Below are 16,460 nucleotides of genomic sequence, written 5' to 3'. Positions count from 1 at the left end.
AGCCAACTAATACTCACACATTTGCAAGGAAGCAATGATGGTTATTCTCACTCGCGCGCTGCTGTGCGCAATCACGTTATTTATCGGCATTTCAGCCGAAGCACAACAAGCTCCTTCAGTCCTCTTAGCGAACGTTTATGAAGCCGAAAAGGTTAATGTAAGCGATTATTTAGTTAGTGAAAAATATGATGGTGTTCGGGCCATTTGGACGGGGAGTCAATTAGTAACCCGGAACGGTAACCCAATTTATGCTCCCAAGTGGTTTACCGCGCCGCTGCCAGGGGTTTGGCTTGATGGAGAGCTTTGGACTAAGCGTCAAGACTTTGCCAACCTAAGCGGTATCGTTCGCAAAGTCACACCTGTAGAGTCTGAATGGCAAACCGTCAGTTACATGATATTTGATATGCCGGATGCGACAAAGCCGTTTAGTCAGCGCTTTGAAAATTACGCACGGTTAGTCAGTCAGCTGAACAGCGAGCATATTAAAGCTGTTGAGCAAAAGCACTTTAACGAGAACACGCAACTGAGCTTATTTATGGATGAGCTAATCGCACAAGGTGCTGAGGGTGTGATGCTGCATCTAGCCAGTGCTAAGCATAGTGCAGGGCGCAGTGATGCTCTTTTAAAATTAAAGCCCTACCTTGATGCCGAAGCGGTTGTGGTAGGTTACATCGCAGGAAAAGGAAAGTACAAAAATATGCTTGGTGCACTCAAAGTTCGAAACAGTGACGGGCTAGAATTTAAAATTGGTTCGGGATTTACCGATCAGCAAAGAACATCACCTCCCGCAATTGGAAGTACCATTACCTATAAATATCATGGTTTTACTAAAAATGGTTTGCCACGCTTTGCAAGCTTTTTACATGAAAGGCCATAGTGTCATTCAAAAATGGCTGCGACTGTGGTAAATTTCGCGGCCTTTTTATTGATGTATAGGTGTTAGAATGTTTGCAGGCTTTGATTACGGTAGCTCAAATTGTGCAATTGGTGTAATGGATAATGAGCAACAAGTGTCTTTAGTGCCCCTTGAGCAAGGCAAACAATATTTACCATCAACACTCTATACTCATCACAGTGCTTTAGTGGTTGATTTTGTAGCAAAACACCTTGCTGGCAGCCCATTTGAGCAGGATTTTAAAACTGAGCGTCAAGCGCTTTTAAATACCATCCCTCGCATTAAATCCGATTTAGATATTCAAGCTGGTGATGACACCTTATTTATTGGGCGAGAAGCGATCAGTGAATACGTGCAATTTCCTGAAGAAGGTTACTTTGTAAAATCACCTAAATCATTTTTTGGCGCCGTGGGCTTAAAGCAAGGACAAATTAACTTCTTTGAAGACATTGCTACGGCGATGATCTTAAAAATAAAACAACGCGCCGAGCAATCACTGCAAGAGTCATTAACCGAAACGGTCATTGGGCGACCGGTAAACTTTCAATCAGTTGGTGGTGAAGAGTCTAATCAACAAGCGCTCGGCATATTAGAGCGAGCGGCAAAACGTGCAGGCTTTAAAGAGGTCTCATTTTTGTATGAGCCATTAGCTGCGGGAATTGATTATGAAACCTCATTACAGCAAGACCAAAAAGTGTTAGTTGTCGATATTGGCGGGGGTACTAGCGATTGCTCATTTGTACAAATGGGGCCGAGCTTCCGTGCAAATCAGTGCCGTGACAATGACTTTTTAGCCCACAGTGGTAAGCGTGTGGGGGGGAATGATTTAGATATTGCGCTGAGCTTTCATGGTTTAATGCCATTGCTTGGTTTAGGCACAGAGTTTAAATCGGGTCTTCCGCTTCCGAATCAACCGTTTTGGCAAGCGTGTAAAATCAATGATGTGAACCTACAAAGCCAGTTTTATAGTGATGCTCATCATCGAGAGTTATTGACCCAGCTGCGTGAAGTTAAAGAGCCAGGACTATTTAAACGCTTAATTCAATTGCAGCAAAATAAGCAAGGTCACCAATTAGTGCAGCAAGGTGAAGCGGCAAAAATTGCATTGTCGTCAGCGAATGAATTTACTACTGATTTGCATTTCTTAGATTCAGAACTAACACAGTGTTTAACGTTGAAAGATTTAGCCTTAGCTGTTGATGACTCGATAAGCCAGATAGTGGGCTTAGCGAAACAAGCGATCAAAGAGGCAGGCACAACGCCTGATGTCATTTACTTAACGGGTGGTAGTGCGCAATCACCGCTTATCAAGGCTGCGTTACAGGCCCATTTAGGTGACATTACTATGCTGAACGGGGACCACTTTGGAAGTGTAACTGCTGGCTTAACTAAGTGGGCGCATAAGCTTTATAGCTAATCGCCCCCACTTTGAGATATCGACTTTAAGAATTAAAGAGTCACTTGGCGCGTTGCGAGATATTTTTCATAATCTGGTAACGTGCGGCACAGCTCAGTTTCCATCATAGGTGAGCTTAATAGCATATCAGCACTGACTTCATTACAAGCAACAGGAATATTCCAAACCGCAGCTAAACGTAGTAATGCCTTTACATCAGGGTCGTGTGGCTGCGATGCAAGTGGATCCCAGAAAAACACTAACATGTGCACTTCATGTTCAGCAATTTTAGCACCGAGTTGCTGATCGCCACCCATAGGGCCGCTTAGCAGCTTAATCACTTCAAGCCCTGTAGTACGCTCGATTAAATGACCGGTTGTACCCGTACCATACAGCGTGTGCTTGCTTAAAATAGCTTGATGCTTTTCACACCACGCCTGAAGAGCTGCTTTTTTGCCATCATGGGCTACGAGGGCAATATTCTTTTTGGCTGGTAAGGCTTGTTGTTTTTGTTCCATAAGTGCTCTTATATCAATAGGTTAATTGCTAATGCAATAAACACCAGTCCCGTGATCCGATCAATCCAAATTTGGGTTTGTGGGTGATCACGAAAATAACTGGCTATCTTATCGCCGAAATAAATATACGTGCAGTCGATTGGAAAAGCAAAAAGCGGGTAAAGTAAGCCAAAAAAAGCGAGCTGAAAGGTCGTTGAAGACAAGCTCGGATCGACGAACTGCGGAATAAATGCAATAAAGAATAGCGCGACTTTTGGATTAAGTACCTCGGTCATCATTGCTTGAAACATCACATTTTGCTTTTTACTGGTACTTACATGAGGCTTTTCATCACAGTCAGGTTCAGGCTGTGTGAAGGTGTCTTTTAAGGTCATTATGCCTAAATAGCACAGGTACGCTGCACCTAAATACTGAACTGTGGTATACGCGACTGTAGATGCTTTTAAAATAGCAGTTAAACCCACCACCGCAAAAAAAGTATGGACCACACCACCTAGGGCAAAACCGAATGCACTTTGCATTCCTGCTTTACGGCCATTGGCAAAGGTTTGTGCCATTAAAAATGCATTAGAAGGGCCGGGAGCCACGGCAATTAAAAAACTGGCGCCTAAAAACGACAGTAACGATTCTGGATTGATCATCGGCACAAAGATAAAAAGCTAGGTAATTGATTTTAACAAGCTTCTAGAAAAAGAAAAAGCGGGCAATCAATGCCCGCTGATTTGGGTTGGGGAAAGTATTAGAATGTCACTGAGCTGTTGTTTGAACAAACAGTTGTGCTTTGTGCTTCACATACTTGGTAAGTGTAAGTGCCGCCACCTTTCGTTGTAATAGTGTCAGTATAGCTGTTAGTGTTTGCCACTGAGCCTACTTTACTACCATTACGGTACACATCAACAGTGCTTGTAGCAGCACCACTCCAGCTTAAATCAACATACGCAGTGCCTTTTGATTTATAACCTGAAGTAGAAAGGCTAATGTCATCGCTACCCGGTGTTGTGCCGCCGCCATTATCGCCACCACCTGCACAGCCATTGGCTGTTAGGTATGCATCTGCATCAGCTGCTTTAACAATACCGTGACCGAAGTAAACATCGTGACCAGAAGCACCTTGGTCTTGTGCTGTCGCTTTTAACGCATCACGAATTTCTGTACCTGTACACTCAGGATGGTTTGACCATACTAGTGCTGCGATACCTGAAACAGCAGGCGTTGCCATTGATGTACCGCTCATGAAACCATAATCACTGGTACCAATTGCGATATCAATTGTTGTACTTGAAAGTAGAGCTGAGCGGTCTTCAAGTGCCGCACCGACAGCAGGAATTGTTGTATCGTTAGTATCGCCTAATGTAGCGTATAGCATACCTGCTTCGTTATTGATGATAACAGCGCCGATACCGCCTGAGTTCTCGCAGTTATTTACTTTGTCGTAGAACGAGATATTACCACGGTCAATCATACAAATTTTGCCCGCTGCGCCAGAATCAACACTTTCAGCAGTACCCATGTAATACGCCGTGCCTGATGCATTACCCGCGTTTTCCATTGATGAAGTAGCAAAGCCTGCGCCATCAGCTGCTAAGCTAGCTGACGTTGCCATACCTGCTGGGTAAGTTGAAAGTGTATCAACACCGCCTGCTGTTACTTCAACACAGATAGTTTCATCGGTAGTTACACGTTTACCACGACCTGTTGTACAGCTAGGGAATTGCGAAAAATCTGCAATTTGGTTGTTCGCATCATTTGCACCAACCATCATGACTGAAGAATAACCTGCAGGGTATGAGCGCACGCTGTTACCATCGTTACCCGCTGCAGCAACCACTAAACCGCCGGCGTTAGTAAAATTAGCAAACGCGTTAGATTCGGTGCTATTTGAACCACCGCCACCAAGGCTCATGCTGATAATATTTGCACCAGCTTGAGAGCATAAGTCCGCTGCGTGTGCTAAATCTGAAGAATAACCCCAGCCTTCAGCATTAAATACTTTGATGATGTGCATTGCCACACCCGGTGCCATCCCAACCACACCAACATTGTTGTCTGCCGCACCAATTGTACCTGCTACGTGAGTACCGTGTGGGCCACCATTGTCGTACCAGTTGCCAGTGCCACTGTCGTTATCACCTGTGATATTACCCCAAACGAAATCAGGGTTTGTTGCATCTAGACCTGAGTCAATTACACAGACTTTCATGCCAGCATTCGCATCGAAGGTAACTTGATCAGCTTGTGATTGATAAACTGCATACGGCGTTAATTGTTGCTGCATTGCATTACCGGCGTCATCGTTATACAGCGCCATTGGTACACGCTTTTGATCTTCTTCAATTAGTTTAATATGAGGGTTGTTCAGTAAGCCTTTTACACTTGCAAGATCATGACCTGTAAATTGCGCTGCAATAAAGCCATTACCATCAACTTTAATATCACCACCGAGCTTTTTAGCGAGTGCTTTAACTACGCCTTTATTGTTGTTGTCTACTTGGATGATGTAACGATCGTTTGCTGCATTTGCAGTTCCTGCAGCACATAGTCCACTGATGATAAGTGCTAATGCTAATTTATTCTTTTTCATAATTCGTATCCCAAACATGTTGTTGAGTTAACTAAATGTTAACGTGAGTAAACAATAGTTTAATGGCGCTATAGGTACAAGCAAAATAATCCACAAAACTGGAACAAATTATTCTAGAAAGATACTTTTTATAACGGTAGGAAATAACAGGATGTCTAAACGGGTAAATAGAGTATAACGATTCTCATTTACCCGTCATGACGAAAAGTATGATAAAACTTTTTTATGACAAGTGCTTATGCTTGAACAATAAGTAGGTAAATGGAATGAGCATTAAAAAGTGCACGCCAATTAATACCGGGGTAGTCAAATTTAAGAATTGCGTTATAAACACTAATAAGCTTGCACCACTCATTTGCATCAAACCAATAAGTGCGGAAGCGGTGCCTGCTTGTTTAGGAAATAAACTTAATGCACGGCCTGCTGATGAGCCAAGTGTCAGTGCAAAACCAAACGCAGCAATAAACATCGGAAACATCAACGCAAGCGCAGTACGTTGTTGGCTAAAGGCCAACATTAAGGCACCTGCGATTACAAGTAACAAGAGTCCTGCTTTTAACGCGCGTTTTGGTTGGCGCTTGATGTACAGTGGCATAATAAAGCTAGCAACAATGCTCAATACTGCATTACAGGTAAACCAGAAAGTAAAGTCGGTCACACTGCCACCTAATTCAGTAATAAGCCAGCCTGGTGCTAGCGTAACGAAGACTAAAATAGCCGACATAGTTACCAAGCAAATTAAGCTATGGAATAAAAACAATGGCGTGCTGATGATTGGCATAAAACGGCGTAGGTCAAGAATATGACCACTATAGACGCTATCGGCAGGGCGGGTTTCTTTGTACATTAACAAGGTTATGAATAAACCGATAAGTGCAAATGCTGCCATGAATAAAAAGTTCATGCGCCAACCAAACTGCACTGTGAGCCAAGCACCTAAAATTGGCGCTAGGGCAGGGATAAAGCAGACGATACCATTGAGATAAGTAATGATTTGACCGCTGCGTTCACTACCAAATCGATCTCTTACAATCGCAAATGCCACGACAAACGTGGCACAGGCCCCCAAGCCTTGCAGTGCTCTTGCCATCATCAGGCTCGCAAAATCAGGTGCTAAATACGCCCCAAAAGCCGCTAAACCATAAATTGTCACACCGGTAATTGCCACTGGCTTACGACCAAACTTATCTGCTAATGGCCCTGCAATGAGCTGTCCAAGCCCAACGGTAAGCATAAAAATAGCGACGGTTTGCTGAATTTGCTTTTCTGAAGCGTTAAATTGTTCTGCAATGGTCGGAAATGCGGGTAAGTAAATATCAATTGCTAACGGGCTAAAAATAACCAGAAGGCCAAGAATAAATAGTAAGCTGAGGTTTTTGTGCTGGCGTGACTGCATTCGCTCTCCTTTAAAACGGTATTTTATGTGCCCCTAAAGGAAAAGAAAAGCGTTCACTTGGCTAAAAGTGTAATACATACGTAATCATTAAAACTGCTTACAAAAACTTTCCATTTCGCTATCTGGTCTGATGTGTTAGTTTTTTATCTCACATCATAAAAATAATGGATAAACGTCGTGAGCTCACCATCATCATTATTAAAAATTTGGACTAAATGTCAGTCACTGCCAAAGGGTAACTGGTTGTTTAGTAAAGCCGTGTGTTTTAAAGCCCCTTACTTTGGGTCAATAAAGCCATTGATCACACATTTAACTGCTGGGCATTGCAGTGCAACCGTTAAAAACCGCCGAGCAATCCACAATCATATAGGGACTATTCATGCAATTGCACAGTGTAATGTCGCTGAGTTATGTGCAGGTTTAATGGTTGATGCCACTGTGCCGGCAAAAACGCACCGTTGGATCCCAAAAGGCATGACCGTGAGTTATTTAGCGAAAATTGACACAGATATGCGTGCTGTTGCCCAGATAGACGTGCCGAGTGAGTGGTTAGAAAAGCAGGACTTGCTAGTACCCGTGAAGGTTTTTAATAGCCGCGATGAACTTGTTTTCACCGCGGATATCACAATGTATGTAACCGCTAAAAAACGTTAAGACTTATCAGCGGCTTGTTTGTTAACAAACGACAAGTCGTTGTCGTCATCAGCCAATAATGAAGAACTTGTTTGTTCTTCAGGCTTGATTGGCGCCACATTATCTTCTTCGTGACGATGTTTTAAACTACCTTCAATGATTGCGCCGGCTTCGATGCTCAGTGTGTCATGAAAAACATCACCATGAACTTGTGCTGTGCTTTCAATCGTCACTTTGTTGGCAATCAGTGAACCGATAATTTTACCTTTGACGATAACACTATCAGCCTCAATGACACCTTCAATCATGCCAGTGTGACCAATCACTAAATGTTTAACACGTAAATCGCCTTCGATGCGTCCATCAAGCTGAACTTCACCTTGGCTGCTGAGGCCGCCAGTTAAACGAACGTCTTCAGAAATAATAGAAGGAGTGTGGTTGGTTCTTTTTAAAGATGAGCCAGACGAGCTAGCTGCTGATTGTTTTTTTTTACCGAACACGAGAAAGCGCCTTTGTTATTTTAACCGGGTTGACATGTTTGCCATTCACTAAAACTTCGTAATGTAGGTGAGTGCTGGTACTACGGCCAGTACTACCCATTAAACCAATGACATCGTCTTTAGTCACTGTTTGGCCTTTTTTAACCTTAATTTTATTAAGGTGACCAAAGCGAGTAACGAAGCCATTTTTGTGTTGTAGTTCGATAAAGTTGCCATAGCCGCCATTACGACCAGCACGTAAAACGGTGCCATCAGCGGGAGCAAAAATCTCGGTTTTATGCCAACCTGCTAAATCAACGCCTTTGTGAAAAGCACGGCGGCCATTCATAGGATCTTTTCGAAGACCATAACTACTTGAAATGTAGTAATCGGCAGCAGGAAGTGTTTGTGGTAATTCGCTGAGTAAGTTTTCAAGGTTATTTAATGCCAGCAATTTGTCGGCAATCGCTAAAAACTCAGCGGGAATTTTTGATTCGTCAAATAAATCTAATGGACCACCTTGTGCCGTTTCGCTACCGTCTAAAACAGAACCGTCAGCAAGGCTACTATCAAGGCCTGCACCTTCTAACATGGCAACAATTTCTTGGTGACGAAGCTTAATTTGCTCATCTAATACAATAAAACTGCTGTTATAAGCAGCATCAAGACGCGCTAAGCGCTCAGAAATACTCTCTAAGCGTTTTACTTGTTTAGGTTGCTGTTCATCTTCTAAAGGCGCGTGAAACTCTTCAGCGTGCTCCTGAACAGGCAAAAGTAATGGCTCTGCGTCGGTTGGCAGTGCAGGTTTGTTCATTGATTCTGGAAGCGATTCAATCATGCTTTGCAATAGCGCTTGTTTTTGTTCAAGGACTGCCAATTGCTCTAGCTGTTTTTCATAAACAGCTTGTTGCTGATAATGCTGTTTTTGCCATTCTTGTTGTTTTGTTAGCTGAGTTTGTTCGATGCTAGTGATCTTGTCAGCTTGAGAAATGATTTGCAGTGTTGAAATACTTAACCAAACAAGAGCGGTTAAAATGACTAGTAAGGTCGTTAATTGCACCCAAGGGGCTAATACTAAGTGTTTTACTTCGCCATTTTGACGGATCAACAGCTGACGAGCTGGAAAAAACGTGCGATAAAAAGACTTAAGTTTAACTAACATGGCGTACAAAATTTGACTAATAACCGAGCTAAGATAGCAATCTCATTTAAAAAAGCCAGCAAAAAATTGTAACTCAACTGAAAAAAATGCAAAAAAAAGGGCAAAAAATGCCCTTAATCGTTGTTCTGGAAATAAAAATAGCGAGTTATTTTTATTTGGCAGGTAATACTGTACCTTCGACTGAACCAAAACCAATGCGTGCAAAACCGTCTTTTTCACACCAACCACGCATGATTACGTTGTCGCCGTCTTCTAAGAAAGTACGTTGTTCGCCATTAGCTAGCGTGATCTTTTCTTTACCACCGCGAGAAAGTTCTAATAATGAACCCGCTTCTTCATGCTCAGGGCCCGATTGTGTACCCGAACCTAACATGTCGCCTGGTTGGAAGTTACAGCCATTTACAGTGTGGTGAGTGACCATTTGCGCAACGGTCCAGTAAGAGTGCTTGAAGCTTGATTTAGATACTTGTGTTGGTGCTTCGCCAGCTGCACGCATCTTTTCTGTTTCGATTTGTACATCCATTTTGATATCGAATGCACCAAACTCACGGTTATGAGCTGACTCTAAATAGTCCATTGGTTGTGGATCGTTTTCGTCACGTGTCCAGTTTGTTCTAAATGGTGCCAGAGCTTCTGTTGTAACAATCCAAGGAGATACAGTCGAAGCGAAGTTCTTCGCAAGGAATGGACCAAGCGGTTGGTATTCCCATGCTTGTAAGTCACGTGCAGACCAGTCATTAAATACACAGAAACCAAATACGTGGTTTTCAGCATTTTCAATGGCAATCGCATCGCCTAATTCATTCCCTTTACCAAGGTAAATACCTAACTCAAGTTCGTAGTCTAGGCGTTTACAAGGGCCGAATGAAGGGACTTCTGCATCTGGCGCTTTAGTTTGACCGTTAGGGCGGTGGAACGTTTGACCAGAAACATCAATTGACGATGAGCGGCCGTGATAACCGATTGGTACCCATTTGTAGTTAGGTAGAAGTGGGTTATCAGGGCGGAACAAACTACCTACCGCTGTTGCGTGGTAAATAGACGTATAAAAGTCAGTGTAATCACCAATGCGACATGGCAGCGCAAATTCGATGTCTGCTTGAGCGATAAGCGCTTCGCTTAATTGTGCTTGCTCACTGGCACCTTCACGGAGTGCTTTTGATAGAGCAAGACGAAGTGCAGACCAATACTGCTGACCAAGACCCATAAATTCATTGAGTGTAGCTTGGCTTGCGGCTTTAACGGCAACCTGTGCATCACCAGAGAATAAACCAAGCTCATTTACTTTTGCTAAATCGATAACTTGATCACCAATTGCGACAGCGCCACGGAACGCTTCGTCTGAATTTTTACGACGTACTTCTGCAAAAGGAAGGTTTTGAATTGGGAAGTCACAGTTCGCTTCGTTAGCAGATGCAACCCAGCTTTTTAGATTAATATCGTGGGTTTCGTTAATTAGGCTCATACTCTTTCCTTATTTGTTCGCGCTGATTTATTAGTTATCTATATGGAGGCAATCAACGCAATTTAAACAGTTAGTTTAAAACAGAATTTAAAACGACAAAAAGCAGCGTGTGAATTTACCCAAACCACACGCTGCTTTTTATTCATCATGATGAACTAGATTACACCACGACGCTCTTGATCACGTTCGATTGATTCGAAAAGGGCTTGGAAGTTACCTTCACCGAAACCGCCGTCATCTACACGTTGGATCATCTCGATGAAGATAGGACCAAATAGGTTCTTCGAGAAGATTTGCAGTAGGTAACAGTTTTCGCTTTGGCTATCTACAAGGATTTGATGCTTACGGATCTTCTCTTTGTCTTCTTTAACCCAAGGCACACGGTCGAAAATGGTGTCGTAGTACTCAGGGATGATATCAAGCGTGGCAATCGTTGATTGGTCAAGCTTATCAAGTGAGCTTACTAGGTCATTCGTTAGGAATGCTAAATGCTGTACACCCGGACCATTGTACTCGTTTAAGTACTCATCGATTTGGTTGTTGTTATTATCTTTACCTTCGTTGATTGGAATCGAGAAAGTACCGCACGGAGATTTAAGTGCGTAAGATAATAACGCTGTTTTTTGACCTTTAATGTCGAAGTAACGAACTTCAGTAAAACCAAATACGTCTTTATAGAAGTTAGCCCATGTTTCCATCGTGCCTTTATAAACGTTATTGGTTAAATGGTCGATACGGATGAAGCCTTTGTCTTCAACAATGTGTTGCTCGCTTAAATCTTCAAAATCTGACTCATAGATAGAACCTTTGTCGCCAAATTGCTCGATGAAATAGATTAAGCTGTCACCAATACCGTAAATAGCTGGGTAAGGTAAATCTTTATGTGTTGAATCTGTCGCAGGTTTTGCACCGCGCTCAACAGCAACCTCGAATGCTTTTTGCGCATTCTCTACACGCCAACCCATAGAACAAATTGCTGGGCCGTGGCTTTTAGCAAATTCAGCAGAGAAACCATCACGCTCATTGTTTAGTAAAAAATGAATGTCATGTTGGTTATAGTAAACGATGTCTTTACCTTTGAATTTTTTTAGCTTTGAGAAGCCAAAATCAGTAAACACTTTGTCCATGTAATCTGCATCTGGTGTTGCGTATTCAGTGAATTCAATGCCCACTAGGCCTAACGGATTATTTACTTCGCTCATTGTCATTACTCCCGCAATTATAAGCACTGCGCTAAAAAAGAATTATTGTTCTGCAATGAGCGGATGATTAACCAGAATCTCAATAAGGGGAAGATCCCCGCATTATTTAGCCAAAGCCTCTTTTGTAAATTAAATGGGACAATGATTTTAATTTCAGCAATTGCACTATCAAAGGCAGTGAGTAAGCCACTATATTGACTAACAGAGGGTATCCTTTTTTATATCTATCTATATGTATTTAATGGTAAATTTTTGTATTTTTCAGGCAGTAAAAAAGGCCTTGCACGGCCTTTTTTATTAAGTCGCTTGTATTGATTAGTTTACAGTTTGACGTGCTTTGTTAAAAAACTTGCTGCGCTGTTGTAACCAAGGGTTATCTAAAACTTGTGGTGCTGCTTGATAATGGCGTTCAACCACTTGGTTTAGGGTACGGGTTGATTGCGTAAAACTAAGTTGCTGCTGTGCAGCACCCATATTGGCAATCTCGGCATCAGTCATCGCACGACCAGCAAATAACAAGGCGTTTAAGTATCCCGGCTTAGTTTCGTAGTCATTATCGGTTAAAAGTAAGGCCGCATTGTTGATTGCCCAGCGCTCATTGATTTCACCTTCGTCTTTAATACCAATCAGCTTACCATCAAGATAAATTTTCAGTGCGCCATTGTTTGGAGCAGCGTAAAACACAAAGGCAATACGATGCCAGCTGTTTGCCAAAAGCTCGCCAAAGTAACCACTGTCACTGGTGGCAATACCAATGGCGTTATCTCGGCTAACGTACAAGTCTGCGTCATCACTGTTAGTGATATCGGTTTGTAGTAGTGAGCGCCACTCATTGGTGCTTTGTTCTGGCCACATAATATCCATCACTAAGGTGTAATCAGCGATAAGGCCTTCTGTTTGGTAATCACCGTTTGCGGCACTATTAGCCGTTAAGGTTAAGCCTTGCGTTGGGCTATGGCGAGCAAAGGCGAGCACGCCTGAGGCACCCGTTGGTAAATCAGCAATTTCAAGCTCTGTAGTGGTGGCAAATTGACTATCTTCTGGCCCCCAGTTTTTGTCTTCAGGGTCGAAAAAGCTGAGTGTTGCAGGGCCAACGTCACTGCTAAAGCCTTGCTCAGGATTGTTAAAATTCCATACCGTGACTGCATCATCTGTTTTACACGCATTCAGTGTGTTATCGGTATCAAGATATAAACATTGGCTGGTGCGTGCTCGCGCGTAATTATCAAGTAGCCACCAACTTTCTGCGACCAATTGGGCTTCTAAGCTTGGCAGAGCAGGGAAGAACAACCCGCTATTTAGTGCTGGGCCTTTAAATAAAGCAACCTGGTAAGTGCTTGCGTCATCAAGGTTATCTGGCACTAACGAGACCCATTCAGGCTGGCTTTCGCGCATGCTTTTCAACTGGCTGCCAGTCACCTCAACTTGATAAATTGAATTAAAGCCTGGGGTGTTTGATGGTTGGCGTTCAACCTTAAATGCGGCATGGAAGTCTTCTTGGGTTAACGTACCCGGTAGCCAGCGATCTTGTACTTGGCTTGCATCAAGCAAGGCAGCATCAATCTCGGGGAACTGCTGCATAGCAGCTTTGGCAGTAATCGTCGTGAGCTCTTCTGCAGAAGGGTAATTTTCTGAAACCGCAATTTCGGTGTTTGCATCTGGGGCATAGCGACCCATGATTTCATCGATGGCGTTTTTAGTGCTTTCATCTTGGGTCGTAATGCTGGTGGTTGCGACGGTATTGTAATCAACATCCGCAAGTGTTTTGTCTTCAAGGTTAAAAGTTAAGGTAAGATCAGTCAGACCTTGTGCAAAAAAGTTTGGCTGAATAACAATACTGCCGTTATCTAAGGTTTGATAACTTTCACCGCCATGAGTATGCCCACCAAGCACTAAATCAATTCCCGCCACATTTTGTGCAATGCGGGTGTCAGTGCCTTCACCTAAGTGACTGACCATGACCATGTAATCAACATCTTGACGGTATTGGTTTACAATCTGCTCAGCCACGTCTTGCCACTGCCAATTCATTTTAAAATTAGCGATAAAATCAGGAATTGGCTCGTCTTCAACTGGTTCATCAAGTTCATTCCAAGGCACTGAAGTCATGCCAAAAAAGCCGATACGAAGGCAACCAACTTGGACAACAGAAAAATCGACACCGGCAAACGACGTCTCGCTGCTACCATCATATTCGGTGTTACTTGAAAGTACGATGGCATTATCGTCATCGGCAAAGTCCAGCAATTGCTCAGGTCCCCATGCATAATCGTGGTTACCTATGACACGTACGTCAAAGGCCATGGCTTTTATAGCTTCGACAGTGGCTAACCCTTGTGATGTTTGTTCCGCTACGGTGCCTTTTTCATAATCGTCACCACCATTGGTGAATAAAGTATTAGGGTTTTCAACTTTAGCCTTGTCGTAGTAACTGCGAATACGGCTGAATAACTGCTCTTTAAAGCCAAAGCGCGCGTGTAAATCTGCAACATGAATAAAGCGTACCGTTTGGTTACTGGCTGTGTCATTACATTGCTCGCCAATTGTTTTACTGGCCGCAGGAACGGTGCGAGACATTAAAGCAAAACTACCAAATTCTGTAATAGCACTGACAGCAAATCCATCATCGCTTTGTTCAGTACTGAGAGTTTGCCACTGCTCATCAACTAACTGCACTATGCTAAAGGCAAGGTTGGTTTGTTCATCTGGTAACTTAATCGCTAAACTTAATGGCTCAGCAAATATCAGGTTATTTGGGCGAAAGGTATGAATACTCGATACAATACCTTGCTCGATATCCGTGCTTGAAGCGCTTGTCTCTGTATAAGTAAATGTGGTGTCTGTCGTAACTGTGTTACTTATTGCATTAAGTATGACATCGCCCTGTGCAAATTCAGCTGATAAGCCATTTTCGACAGAAATAATCAAACCAGACTGATCAGGAGCTGTTGCGACTTCTTTTGTTGTTTTATCGCCACCGCATGCTGTCAGTAATAAGCTAGTCAGAATAATGACCAGTAGTTGAGTGTTAAAGCGCACTTACTCAGTTCCTTTGCCAAACCAAATTAATATCAGAATATAGTATCAGTTTTAAGGACGCAGAGGGAATAGGGGAGAGAGAAATTCCCCGCAGCGAGCGCTACGGGGAATAAGTATTATTGCTTTTCAGCAGACACTTCTAGCTCTTCAGCTAGGATGTGTTCAGTCGTTTGTGGCTCGTGTTGGCCTTCAGCACCGTGCATCCAAGCGACTAGTTTGTCGCTTAGTAAGTACATGATCACTGCAGAAAGAACCGCAGTTGCGCCTAAGCCAATGAAGATACCCATCGCGTTGTCTAACGCTTCTTCACCTTCACCTAGGAATGAACCTACGAAACCTGCAATTTTGTTTGCAACCGCTGTACATAGGAACCAGATACCCATAAGCATTGAAGCTAAACGTAGAGGTGCAAGTTTACTCACCATAGATAAACCAATCGGCGATAAACATAACTCACCTAATGTGTGGAATAAGTAGAATAAAACTAACCACATCATGCTGATTTGTAGGTGCTCACCTTGACCTTGTGTCATTAGCGCTAGGATCATCGTGATGAAACCAAGTGCTAAGAAAATAAGTGCAATAGCAAACTTAACCGGAGAGTTTGGTTCACGTTTATCAAGTTTCAACCAAATGATGGCAACTAAAGGTGCAAATACAATGATGAAAATTGAGTTTAAAGATTGGAACCAAGAAGCAGGTACTTCAAAGTTAAATAGCATACGGTCAGTGTAATCGTTAGCGAAAAGGTTCATTAAACCGCCCGCTTGTTCAAAGCCCATCCAGAAGATGATACTGAATACACTCATAGTGAAAATAACTTTAATACGGTCAGTTTCAACTTTCGTTAAAGGCTCTTTAGTATTTGATTCAGATTGTGCTTGAGAAAGCTTAGCCGAAGGAACAACACCGATTTCGCCTAAGTATTTATTACTTAGTGCAAGTTGAAGAAGAACTGAGATCACCATACCTACACCAGCTACGATGAAACCCCATTGCCAGCCCATTGCTGCAGCAGCATAACCCGCAACTAGAGGACCTAATGCACCACCTAGGTTGATACCCATGTAGAAGATAGTGAACGCACCATCACGACGTTGGTCACCTTCTTTATAAAGGTCACCTACCATGGTTGAGATATTTGGTTTAAATAAACCGTTACCTAAACAAAGTAGTGTTAAGCCAATATAGAAAACGTTTTCTTCTTGGCCAGCTAAATAGCTGTGAGGAACACCCATAGTGAAATGGCCTGCAGCCATTAATAAACCACCAAGTATAATCGCTTTACGTTGTCCTAAGACGTTATCGGCTAACCAACCACCGAATAGTGGTGTGATATATACAGCCATAGTGAAGGTACCATAAAGGCTTAATGCGTCTGCATTTGACCAACCAAAACCACCTTCTTGTACAAGCGCTACTAAATATAAAACTAAAATGGCGCGCATGCCGTAGTAACCGAATCGTTCCCACATTTCTGTGCCGAACAACAGGAATAACCCTTTAGGATGCCCTAAAAAGTCACCTGCTTTAGGTAATGAACTCATATTTACTTCCTAACTCTAAGTTTTTATTTGAGGCCTTATTGTTTTTGCTTTGGTCGTTCTATGTATTTATTTAGTGAACGGGCGGCCATGTTTATTGATGCAGCTAAGATAATGGTTTGTTGCTCAAGTTTTATACTTGAAGGTAAG

General features: G+C 42.7%; 13 protein-coding genes. 3 read left to right on the top strand and 10 right to left on the bottom strand.

Annotated features, from left to right (window positions below):
- Nucleotides 1-37 precede the first annotated feature (37 nt).
- Entirely contained in the window at nt 38-877 is an 840-nt protein-coding gene (locus tag CWC28_RS13225; protein WP_105181114.1) for a DNA ligase, read from the top strand.
- A gap of 67 nt (nt 878-944) precedes the next feature.
- A complete protein-coding gene (gene yegD / locus CWC28_RS13220; RefSeq protein WP_063700273.1) occupies nt 945-2,312 on the top strand; it encodes a molecular chaperone in 1,368 nt (455 codons plus the stop codon).
- 32 nt (nt 2,313-2,344) lie between these two features.
- Here yegD and CWC28_RS13215 read toward each other — a convergent pair whose 3' ends face one another.
- The 4 genes from CWC28_RS13215 to CWC28_RS13200 form a co-directional block, all read right to left on the bottom strand.
- The gene (locus tag CWC28_RS13215; RefSeq protein WP_063700272.1) at nt 2,345-2,809 is read right to left on the bottom strand and encodes a methylglyoxal synthase; all 465 of its coding nucleotides are present in this window, start codon (nt 2,807-2,809) and stop codon (nt 2,345-2,347) included.
- A gap of 8 nt (nt 2,810-2,817) precedes the next feature.
- A complete protein-coding gene (locus CWC28_RS13210) occupies nt 2,818-3,450 on the bottom strand; it encodes a LysE family translocator (protein ID WP_063700271.1) in 633 nt (210 codons plus the stop codon).
- 98 nt (nt 3,451-3,548) lie between these two features.
- Nucleotides 3,549-5,390: a S8 family serine peptidase gene (locus CWC28_RS13205; RefSeq protein ID WP_105174665.1), complete on the bottom strand. Its 1,842-nt coding sequence runs from the start codon at nt 5,388-5,390 to the stop codon at nt 3,549-3,551.
- 223 nt (nt 5,391-5,613) lie between these two features.
- Nucleotides 5,614-6,786: a multidrug effflux MFS transporter gene (locus tag CWC28_RS13200; protein ID WP_105174664.1), complete on the bottom strand. Its 1,173-nt coding sequence runs from the start codon at nt 6,784-6,786 to the stop codon at nt 5,614-5,616.
- A gap of 177 nt (nt 6,787-6,963) precedes the next feature.
- On the opposite strand from CWC28_RS13200, the gene CWC28_RS13195 reads away from it, so the two are divergent.
- Nucleotides 6,964-7,440: a hotdog fold domain-containing protein gene (locus CWC28_RS13195; protein ID WP_138625253.1), complete on the top strand. Its 477-nt coding sequence runs from the start codon at nt 6,964-6,966 to the stop codon at nt 7,438-7,440.
- On the opposite strand, the gene CWC28_RS13190 is transcribed toward CWC28_RS13195, so the two are convergent.
- The 6 genes from CWC28_RS13190 to CWC28_RS13165 all read right to left on the bottom strand — a co-directional run bounded on the left by CWC28_RS13190 (nt 7,437) and on the right by CWC28_RS13165 (nt 16,313).
- Nucleotides 7,437-7,919 carry a bactofilin family protein gene (locus tag CWC28_RS13190; protein WP_063700263.1) on the bottom strand — a complete coding sequence of 161 codons (483 nt, stop codon included), beginning with the start codon at nt 7,917-7,919 and terminating at the stop codon, nt 7,437-7,439. The genes CWC28_RS13195 and CWC28_RS13190 overlap by 4 nt on opposite strands.
- Nucleotides 7,909-9,060 carry a M23 family metallopeptidase gene (locus CWC28_RS13185; protein ID WP_063700262.1) on the bottom strand — a complete coding sequence of 384 codons (1,152 nt, stop codon included), beginning with the start codon at nt 9,058-9,060 and terminating at the stop codon, nt 7,909-7,911. Before CWC28_RS13185 ends, CWC28_RS13190 begins: the two co-directional genes overlap by 11 nt.
- Nucleotides 9,061-9,211: 151 nt before the next feature.
- Nucleotides 9,212-10,525 carry a fumarylacetoacetase gene (gene fahA / locus CWC28_RS13180; protein ID WP_063700260.1) on the bottom strand — a complete coding sequence of 438 codons (1,314 nt, stop codon included), beginning with the start codon at nt 10,523-10,525 and terminating at the stop codon, nt 9,212-9,214.
- 155 nt (nt 10,526-10,680) lie between these two features.
- Complete coding sequence (gene hppD, locus CWC28_RS13175) at nt 10,681-11,727, bottom strand: 4-hydroxyphenylpyruvate dioxygenase (RefSeq protein WP_063700542.1); 1,047 nt, start codon at nt 11,725-11,727, stop codon at nt 10,681-10,683.
- Nucleotides 11,728-12,042: 315 nt separating this feature from the next.
- The gene (locus CWC28_RS13170; protein ID WP_063700258.1) at nt 12,043-14,766 is read right to left on the bottom strand and encodes a metallophosphoesterase; all 2,724 of its coding nucleotides are present in this window, start codon (nt 14,764-14,766) and stop codon (nt 12,043-12,045) included.
- A gap of 116 nt (nt 14,767-14,882) precedes the next feature.
- Nucleotides 14,883-16,313 carry a peptide MFS transporter gene (locus CWC28_RS13165; protein WP_063700256.1) on the bottom strand — a complete coding sequence of 477 codons (1,431 nt, stop codon included), beginning with the start codon at nt 16,311-16,313 and terminating at the stop codon, nt 14,883-14,885.
- Between the last annotated feature and the right edge of the window lie 147 nt (nt 16,314-16,460).

This window comes from Pseudoalteromonas sp. S4492, from assembly GCF_005886115.1.
GTDB classification, from domain to species: Bacteria; Pseudomonadota; Gammaproteobacteria; order Enterobacterales; family Alteromonadaceae; genus Pseudoalteromonas; species Pseudoalteromonas gelatinilytica.
The sequence above is the reverse complement of the archived record's forward strand: the minus strand, read 5'-3'. Positions and strand labels throughout refer to the sequence as shown.

Excerpts from the sequence above, each read along its gene's own strand:
- CWC28_RS13215 (WP_063700272.1), bottom strand. The coding sequence starts at position 2,809 with ATGGAACAAAAACAACAAGCCTTACCAGCCAAAAAGAATATTGCCCTC.
- CWC28_RS13185 (WP_063700262.1), bottom strand. The coding sequence starts at position 9,060 with ATGTTAGTTAAACTTAAGTCTTTTTATCGCACGTTTTTTCCAGCTCGT.
- CWC28_RS13210 (WP_063700271.1), bottom strand. The coding sequence starts at position 3,450 with ATGATCAATCCAGAATCGTTACTGTCGTTTTTAGGCGCCAGTTTTTTA.
- yegD (WP_063700273.1), top strand. The coding sequence starts at position 945 with ATGTTTGCAGGCTTTGATTACGGTAGCTCAAATTGTGCAATTGGTGTA.
- CWC28_RS13200 (WP_105174664.1), bottom strand. The coding sequence starts at position 6,786 with ATGCAGTCACGCCAGCACAAAAACCTCAGCTTACTATTTATTCTTGGC.
- hppD (WP_063700542.1), bottom strand. The coding sequence starts at position 11,727 with ATGAGCGAAGTAAATAATCCGTTAGGCCTAGTGGGCATTGAATTCACT.
- fahA (WP_063700260.1), bottom strand. The coding sequence starts at position 10,525 with ATGAGCCTAATTAACGAAACCCACGATATTAATCTAAAAAGCTGGGTT.
- CWC28_RS13205 (WP_105174665.1), bottom strand. The coding sequence starts at position 5,390 with ATGAAAAAGAATAAATTAGCATTAGCACTTATCATCAGTGGACTATGT.
- CWC28_RS13225 (WP_105181114.1), top strand. The coding sequence starts at position 38 with ATGGTTATTCTCACTCGCGCGCTGCTGTGCGCAATCACGTTATTTATC.
- CWC28_RS13165 (WP_063700256.1), bottom strand. The coding sequence starts at position 16,313 with ATGAGTTCATTACCTAAAGCAGGTGACTTTTTAGGGCATCCTAAAGGG.